7 protein-coding genes are annotated in these 6,420 nt (G+C 68.1%); all 7 read left to right on the forward strand.

What is annotated here, in order from left to right; translation table 11 throughout:
• The first annotated feature begins 42 nt into the window (after nt 1–42).
• Nucleotides 43–216 carry a 50S ribosomal protein L32 gene (gene rpmF / locus ACFTZB_RS41380; protein ID WP_378441118.1) on the forward strand — a complete coding sequence of 58 codons (174 nt, stop codon included), beginning with the start codon at nt 43–45 and terminating at the stop codon, nt 214–216.
• 24 nt (nt 217–240) lie between these two features.
• Nucleotides 241–849, forward strand: a complete 609-nt coding sequence (locus ACFTZB_RS41385; protein WP_378441109.1) for a trimeric intracellular cation channel family protein — start codon at nt 241–243, stop codon at nt 847–849.
• A gap of 68 nt (nt 850–917) precedes the next feature.
• Nucleotides 918–1,604, forward strand: a complete 687-nt coding sequence (locus tag ACFTZB_RS41390; RefSeq protein WP_073365748.1) for a response regulator transcription factor — start codon at nt 918–920, stop codon at nt 1,602–1,604.
• On the forward strand, nt 1,604–3,082 hold the full coding sequence (locus tag ACFTZB_RS41395; RefSeq protein ID WP_378441111.1) for an ATP-binding protein: 1,479 nt from the start codon (nt 1,604–1,606) through the stop codon (nt 3,080–3,082). The genes ACFTZB_RS41390 and ACFTZB_RS41395 overlap by 1 nt, the downstream gene beginning before the upstream one ends.
• A 129-nt stretch (nt 3,083–3,211) precedes the next feature.
• Complete coding sequence (locus ACFTZB_RS41400) at nt 3,212–4,690, forward strand: trypsin-like peptidase domain-containing protein (RefSeq protein WP_378441113.1); 1,479 nt, start codon at nt 3,212–3,214, stop codon at nt 4,688–4,690.
• Nucleotides 4,690–5,250 carry a molybdenum cofactor biosynthesis protein B gene (locus ACFTZB_RS41405; protein ID WP_005567398.1) on the forward strand — a complete coding sequence of 187 codons (561 nt, stop codon included), beginning with the start codon at nt 4,690–4,692 and terminating at the stop codon, nt 5,248–5,250. Before ACFTZB_RS41400 ends, ACFTZB_RS41405 begins: the two co-directional genes overlap by 1 nt.
• An 802-nt stretch (nt 5,251–6,052) precedes the next feature.
• A partial coding sequence (locus tag ACFTZB_RS41410; RefSeq protein ID WP_378441116.1) for an MspA family porin occupies nt 6,053–6,420 on the forward strand: 368 nt, incomplete at its 3' end.

Raw genomic sequence — 6,420 nt, forward strand, 5'->3', positions numbered from 1 at the left:
GTTAACAAGTACTCACGGGCCGACGAAGGAGGCAGACAGAAGATGGCAGTACCGAAACGCAGAATGTCGCGGTCCAATACGCGCAGCCGGAGATCGCAGTGGAAGGCGCAGGCACCCGACCTCGTCGAGGTGAGAGTGGGCGGCGCGACGCACCGCGTGCCGCGGCGGCTGGTGAAGGCCGTGAAGCTGGGATTGGTGGACCCGGCCGGAAAGTGACGCGCCCCGTGCGAACCTTGGCGGGTGCTGCTGTACATCCTGGAACTCGTGGGCATTGCGGTGTTCGCGGCGTCGGGCGCCCTGGTGGGGGTGACGAAACGGCTCGACATTTTCGGTGTGTGCGTGGTCGGGGTGTTCACCGCGCTCGGCGGCGGCATCGTCCGCGACGTCCTGCTGGGCATCCACCCGCCGACGTCGCTGGGTAGCTGGCCGAACCTCGGCACGTCGTTCGGCATGTCGTTGCTGGTGTTCTTCCTGCATTCGACTGTCGGGCGGCTCCGCCGGGAGATCCTGGTGCTGGACGCCCTGGGGATGGGCCTGTTCGCGAGCACGGGGGCGGTGATCGCGCTCGACCACGGGGCGAGTCCGCTGGCGTCGTGCCTCATCGGCGGCACGGCGGCGATCGGCGGCGGCATCCTGCGTGACGTGCTGGTGAACGAGGTCCCGTTGCTGCTGCAGCGGGACTTCTACGCGGTGCCGGCGCTGCTCGGTTCGGCGCTGGTCGTCGCGGTGAGCGAGTGGGGTTCGGGTACCGATGTGGCGCTGGTGGTGGGGACGGTGTTCGCGTCCGCGCTGCGGGTGGTGGCGTTGTGGAGGAACTGGGGGCTGCCGGGTCCGCGTGTCCTGGAATGACCGGCGACATCTCGTGTCGAGGTCCCCTTCTCAGACATATCTCAGTTGATCGGGCCAAACTGTCGGGTATGCGCATTTTGGTGGTCGACGACGATCGCGCCGTGAGGGAGTCCTTACGGCGGTCTCTCAGCTTCAACGGGTACTCGGTGGAACTGGCCGTCGACGGTATCGATGCTCTCGAGAAGGTCGCGACCGCGCGCCCCGACGCGCTCGTGCTCGATGTGATGATGCCGCGTCTGGACGGTCTCGAGGTGTGCCGCCGGTTGCGGAGCACCGGCGACGACCTGCCGATTCTCGTCCTGACGGCGCGCGATTCCGTGTCGGAGCGGGTGTCGGGTCTGGACGCCGGGGCTGACGACTACCTGCCGAAGCCGTTCGCCCTCGAGGAGTTGCTGGCCCGGTTGCGTGCGTTGCTGCGCCGCGCCGCGCCGGAGCCGGGCATCGATTCGGAGAAGATGACGTTCGAGGACCTCACGCTCGATCCGGTCACCCGCGAGGTGACGCGTGGCGAGCGGTCGATCAGCCTCACCCGCACGGAGTTCTCGCTCCTCGAGATGCTGATGGCAAATCCGCGCCGGGTGCTCACCCGCGGTCGCATCCTCGAGGAGGTGTGGGGGTACGACTTCCCGACGTCCGGCAACGCGCTCGAGGTCTACGTCGGGTATCTGCGCCGCAAGACGGAGGCGGACGGAGAGACCCGCCTGCTGCACACCGTCCGCGGGGTCGGCTACGTGCTGCGGGAGACGCCTCCGTGATGGCAGTTCCGTTCCACCGGACTGCCCCGAAGTCGGGGGCGGCGAAGCACGAGACGCACCCCGTTTCCCGGCACCCCACAGGACCGATCCCGTTACCGCCCGAGATGCGGCCTCCGATGCCGTTGACGCGGTCGGTGTCGCTGCGGTGGCGGGTGACGCTGCTCGCCGCGTCCGTGGTGGCCATCGCGGTGGCGGTGATGGCGATCGCGGCGTACGCGGTGGTGTCGCGGGCACTGTACGCGGACGTCGACAACCAGTTGCGGAACCGCGCGTCGGCGCTGATCGACAGCAACCTGGTGACGTTCGATCCGCGCTACATCGCGGGTGCGACGCTGTACACGACGGACATCAGTGTGGCGCTGATCTTTCCGGACCTCGACACGTACACGCCTCCGGGTTCCGACGTGCCGATCGGGGAGCCGGAGCTGTCGGTGGCGCGCGGTGAGCAGGACACGTCCCTGCGCACCGCCGACAACCAGCGGGTGCTGGCCGAGCGCACCCAGGACGGCAGCACGCTGGTGATCGCGCAGCGGCTGGCGCCGACGGGTGCGGTGCTCGACCGGCTGGCCTGGGTGCTGTTCATCGTCGGCGGGTGCGGGGTGGTCCTCGCGGCCGCCGCCGGAACGACGGTGGGACGCACCGGTCTGCGTCCGATCGCCCGGCTCACCGCCGCCACGGAACGGGTGGCCCGGACCGACGACCTGACGCCGATGCCCGTGACGGGCAACGACGAACTCGCCCGGCTCACCGAAAGTTTCAACACCATGTTGAGGGCGCTCGCGGAATCGCGGGAGCGGCAGAGCCGGCTCGTCGCCGACGCGGGGCACGAACTGCGGACGCCGCTCACGTCGCTGCGCACCAACATGGAGTTGCTGATCGCGTCGAGTCGTCCTGGCGCGCCGCACATTCCGGACGAGGACATGGCCGAACTGCGCACCGATGTGGTGGCGCAGATCGAGGAACTCTCGCAGCTGGTGGGCGACCTCGTCGACCTCGCCCGCGAGGACGCACCGGAAACCGTCTTCGAGAGAGTCGATCTCAGCGAAGTCGTGGACCGTAGCCTCGAGCGTGCGCGACGCCGGCGCAACGAGATCGACTTCACCGCCGTCACCGTTCCCTGGTTCGTCTACGGCGACCACGCGGGATTGTCGCGGGCGGTGCTGAACGTCCTCGACAACGCCGCCAAGTGGAGTCCCACCGGTGAGCAGGTGCGGGTGGCGATGAAACCGGCGGGCGACGGACTTCTCGAGCTGACGGTCGACGACGCCGGTCCGGGCATTCCGGAGGAGGATCGGGGGCTGGTGTTCGACCGCTTCTACCGGTCCACGGCGTCGCGCTCGATGCCCGGCTCCGGGCTGGGGCTGGCGATCGTCCGGCAGGTGGTGGTCAAGCACGGCGGCACGATCGCGGTGGACGTCTCCGAACGGGGCGGTGCGCTCATCCGCATCGTCCTTCCCGGCGAACCCGAAGCGGAATAGTCTCGAAGCGCGAGGTCTCGGCTAACTCAAAGGCCGGTCTCAGGACCTTCTCAGTCCCACCGGGCACTCTCGTGGACAGAGACGGTGCGACTGCCCCTGCGGGCGGTCGCGGGAGATGGAAGTGATGCGATGACCGAGGATCGAAACAACCCCGACGGCGACAGCCGCGACAACGCCGGTGGCGACCGGGGCGGGCGCCCCGACCAGCCGGCGCAGCCTCCGACGCCGGGGTACCACCCGACCGAGCAGTTCCCGACCACGCCGCACAACCCGGCGGGCGGTCCGGTGGGTCAGCAGGCCTACGGCGCCGGGTATCCCCAGGGCAATCCGTACGGTGCGCCGCACCAGCCCACGCAGCAGTTCGGGCACCCCCAGCACGGCGCCCCGGGGCATCCGGGTGCCCAGCACGCGGTCGGGCAGCCGGGGACGCCTCAGGGCCCGTTCCCCGGCCTGCAGGGGCCAGGACAGGCCGGACCGGGATCGACGGCGACCGCGACCAAGCGTCCCGCACGCACGGCGATCGTGGTGGGCGCTGTGGCGCTGGCTCTCGTGAGCGGCGGCATCGGCGGCGTCGTGGGCTCCCTGGCGACGGATCGCAACGGCAGCGGCGCCGCAGTGACCAACTCCCTCGACGCCCCCAAGAACACCGCGACCCCGGCAGCGAATGCACCGGCGGGGTCGGTGCAGGCGGTCGCGAACAAGGTGGTCCCGAGCGTCGTCCAGATCGAGGTGGCGACGGCAGGAGGTTCCGGCGGCGAGGGATCCGGCATCGTCATCTCGTCCGACGGCATGATCCTCACCAACAATCACGTCGCGGGCGCGGCCGCCAAGGGCGGCAAGCTGACGGTCGCCTTCTCCGACGGCAGCACGGCCGACGCCAAGCTGGTCGGCGCCGACCCGGTATCCGACCTCGCGGTCATCAAGGTGGACGGCAAGACCGACCTCACCCCGATCGAGCTGGGAACGTCCGGCAACGTGCAGGTCGGACAGCAGGTCGTCGCGATCGGTTCGCCCCTCGGGCTCGCCGGGACCGTCACCGAGGGCATCATCTCGGCGCTCAACCGCCCGGTGTCCACCAGCGGTGAGTCCGGCAACCAGAACACCGTCATCGACGCCCTGCAGACGGATGCGGCGATCAACCCGGGCAACTCCGGCGGCGCCCTCGTCAACATGGACGGTCAGCTGATCGGCATCAACACCGCCATCGCGAGCATCGGCGGTTCCGGCGCGGGTGAGCAGAGCGGTTCCATCGGACTCGGCTTCGCGATTCCGGTCGATCAGGCCCGGCGCATCGCGGACGAGTTGGTCAAGACGGGCAAGGCCACGCAGGCCGTCATCGGGATCCAGGTCCCGTCGCAGGATGCCGCCAACGGTGCCACCGTCGTCGAGGTCACGTCGGGCAGCCCGGCGGAGAAGGCGGGAATTCCGAAGGGCTCGGTGATCACCAAGGTCGACGACCGGGTCATCACCAGCGGCGACGCGCTCATCGCCGCCATCCGTTCACACGCGCCGGGAGACAACGTGTCCATCACCTACACCGACGGGAACGGATCGAATTCCCAGACCGTCGACGTCACGCTCGGAACCGCCGAACAGGGCGGCCGCTGATGAACACGGGGATTCTCGGGCAGGTCGAGTCCGTTCTGAACGGGGCCACTACGGTAGGGACCATGGACATCGAAGCCTCGCTGGCCGGCCGCGCGCTGGTGGTAATCGTCGACGACCGCACCGCTCACGGTGACGGCAAGGACTCCATCGGGCCTCTGGTGACGGAACTGCTGAACGAGGCCGGCTTCATCGTCGACGCCATCGTCGCGGTGGCGGCCGACGAGGTGGAGATCCGCAATGCGCTCAACACCGCCGTCATCGGCGGCGTCGACCTCGTCGTCTCCGTGGGCGGCACAGGCGTGTCGCCCCGCGACGTCGCCCCCGACGTCACCGCCGAGGTCCTCGACCGCGAGATTCCCGGAATCTCGGAGGCGCTCCGGTCTTCGGGTCTGGCCGCGGGTTCGCTGGACGCCGGCCTGTCTCGCGGGCTCGCCGGTGTGTCCGGCAGCACACTCGTGGTAAACCTCGCGTCCTCGCGTGCCGCGGTCCGGGACGGCATGGCCACCTTGACGCCGCTCGCGGCGCACGTGATTTCCGAATTGTCCGGTCTGGAAGGCTGAGACGATTTCTCGTTCCGACGAGCCGGGTTCGCAGAGCGGGCCCGACGAGCAGGCAGTTCCGAGCCGGGCCCCGATCGACAGGGCCCGGCTCGAGCGCATCTTCGGGGACGTCTTCCCCGACACCACCGCGGACGAACGCGAACCTGGCGAAGGGTCCTCCTCCGACGCCGCCGGCGACGAGTGGCTGCGCCGACAGCGCCCCCCACATCACGGGTAGTTATCTTCGAAACCCTCACCTTAAGCAAATCGTGATCTGCGGTCGTGGTCTGCGATCATCGTGAGTTTTTGTGCTATGACGCGGCGAAAATTTCCCTGGGCGAAGAGCCGTTCCCGGCGTTCTTTCAGGCCTCGCATTTCGGTCAGAACAGACATCCTTCGAGCTCGTGAACCGAATGTAAACGTTACCGAACTTAACGTGAACGGCCAGTGAACCTGCTGGTCACAGAGTCGGCGAGTGGTCGGAATTCTCTCTCAAATCCCACACGTTGGACACGTTTCGGGGTGTGGCATACATCACGATTCTGTTTCGGCAGGAATTAATTGCTTAGGCAACCACCTGCCGGTTACTGTCCTCGGCGAGTCAGTACTGGAGATGGAGGGCAGGGTCGATGTGCCGTTGCCCAGTCGGAACCCTGACGCTTCGTCAGTGATTTCGTCTTCAGCGCGGTTATCGAGCTGTGATCATCCGTAGTTCACTCTGCGGACATCACAGCTCTGGATACTGCGCTGGGCCCGACATGGACCACTCCTCAGTCTCGAAGGTCGTGACTGGGAACCAGCAGAATCCTGATGAGGGGAACGAATGAGCGAGAACCGAAAGACCGGCCTGCGCCGTGGAGCCCGCGTTGCCGGCCTGGGTGCCGCTGCGGCTGTAGTCCTCGGCCTGATGTCCACGGGTGCGGCCAACGCCGACACGTTCGTGCCGCTGCCGGGTGGCGAGAAGGTCGTCAACGCGGGAAGCGTCACGGCCAAGATCGCCCGCAACGCGGAGAGTGCTCTGGTTTCGCCGTCGCTGGCCGCCAACGGCGCGGGCCGCGTCGCGTGGGTGTCGGGTGACGTGTTCGCCGAGCTCGGTGGCGACATCCCGGAGGAAGGCGCGACGCTGACCACCGGTTACATCGTGGGTTGCCAGGCTGACATCACCGGCCTCGAGGGTGGTCTGAGTGCCGA

The organism is Rhodococcus sp. NPDC057014 (assembly GCF_042673295.1).
In the GTDB taxonomy this organism is placed as follows: domain Bacteria; phylum Actinomycetota; class Actinomycetes; order Mycobacteriales; family Mycobacteriaceae; genus Rhodococcus_F.

Excerpts from the sequence above, each read along its gene's own strand:
- rpmF (WP_378441118.1), top strand. The coding sequence starts at position 43 with ATGGCAGTACCGAAACGCAGAATGTCGCGGTCCAATACGCGCAGCCGG.
- ACFTZB_RS41390 (WP_073365748.1), top strand. The coding sequence starts at position 918 with ATGCGCATTTTGGTGGTCGACGACGATCGCGCCGTGAGGGAGTCCTTA.
- ACFTZB_RS41395 (WP_378441111.1), top strand. The coding sequence starts at position 1,604 with ATGGCAGTTCCGTTCCACCGGACTGCCCCGAAGTCGGGGGCGGCGAAG.
- ACFTZB_RS41400 (WP_378441113.1), top strand. The coding sequence starts at position 3,212 with ATGACCGAGGATCGAAACAACCCCGACGGCGACAGCCGCGACAACGCC.
- ACFTZB_RS41405 (WP_005567398.1), top strand. The coding sequence starts at position 4,690 with ATGAACACGGGGATTCTCGGGCAGGTCGAGTCCGTTCTGAACGGGGCC.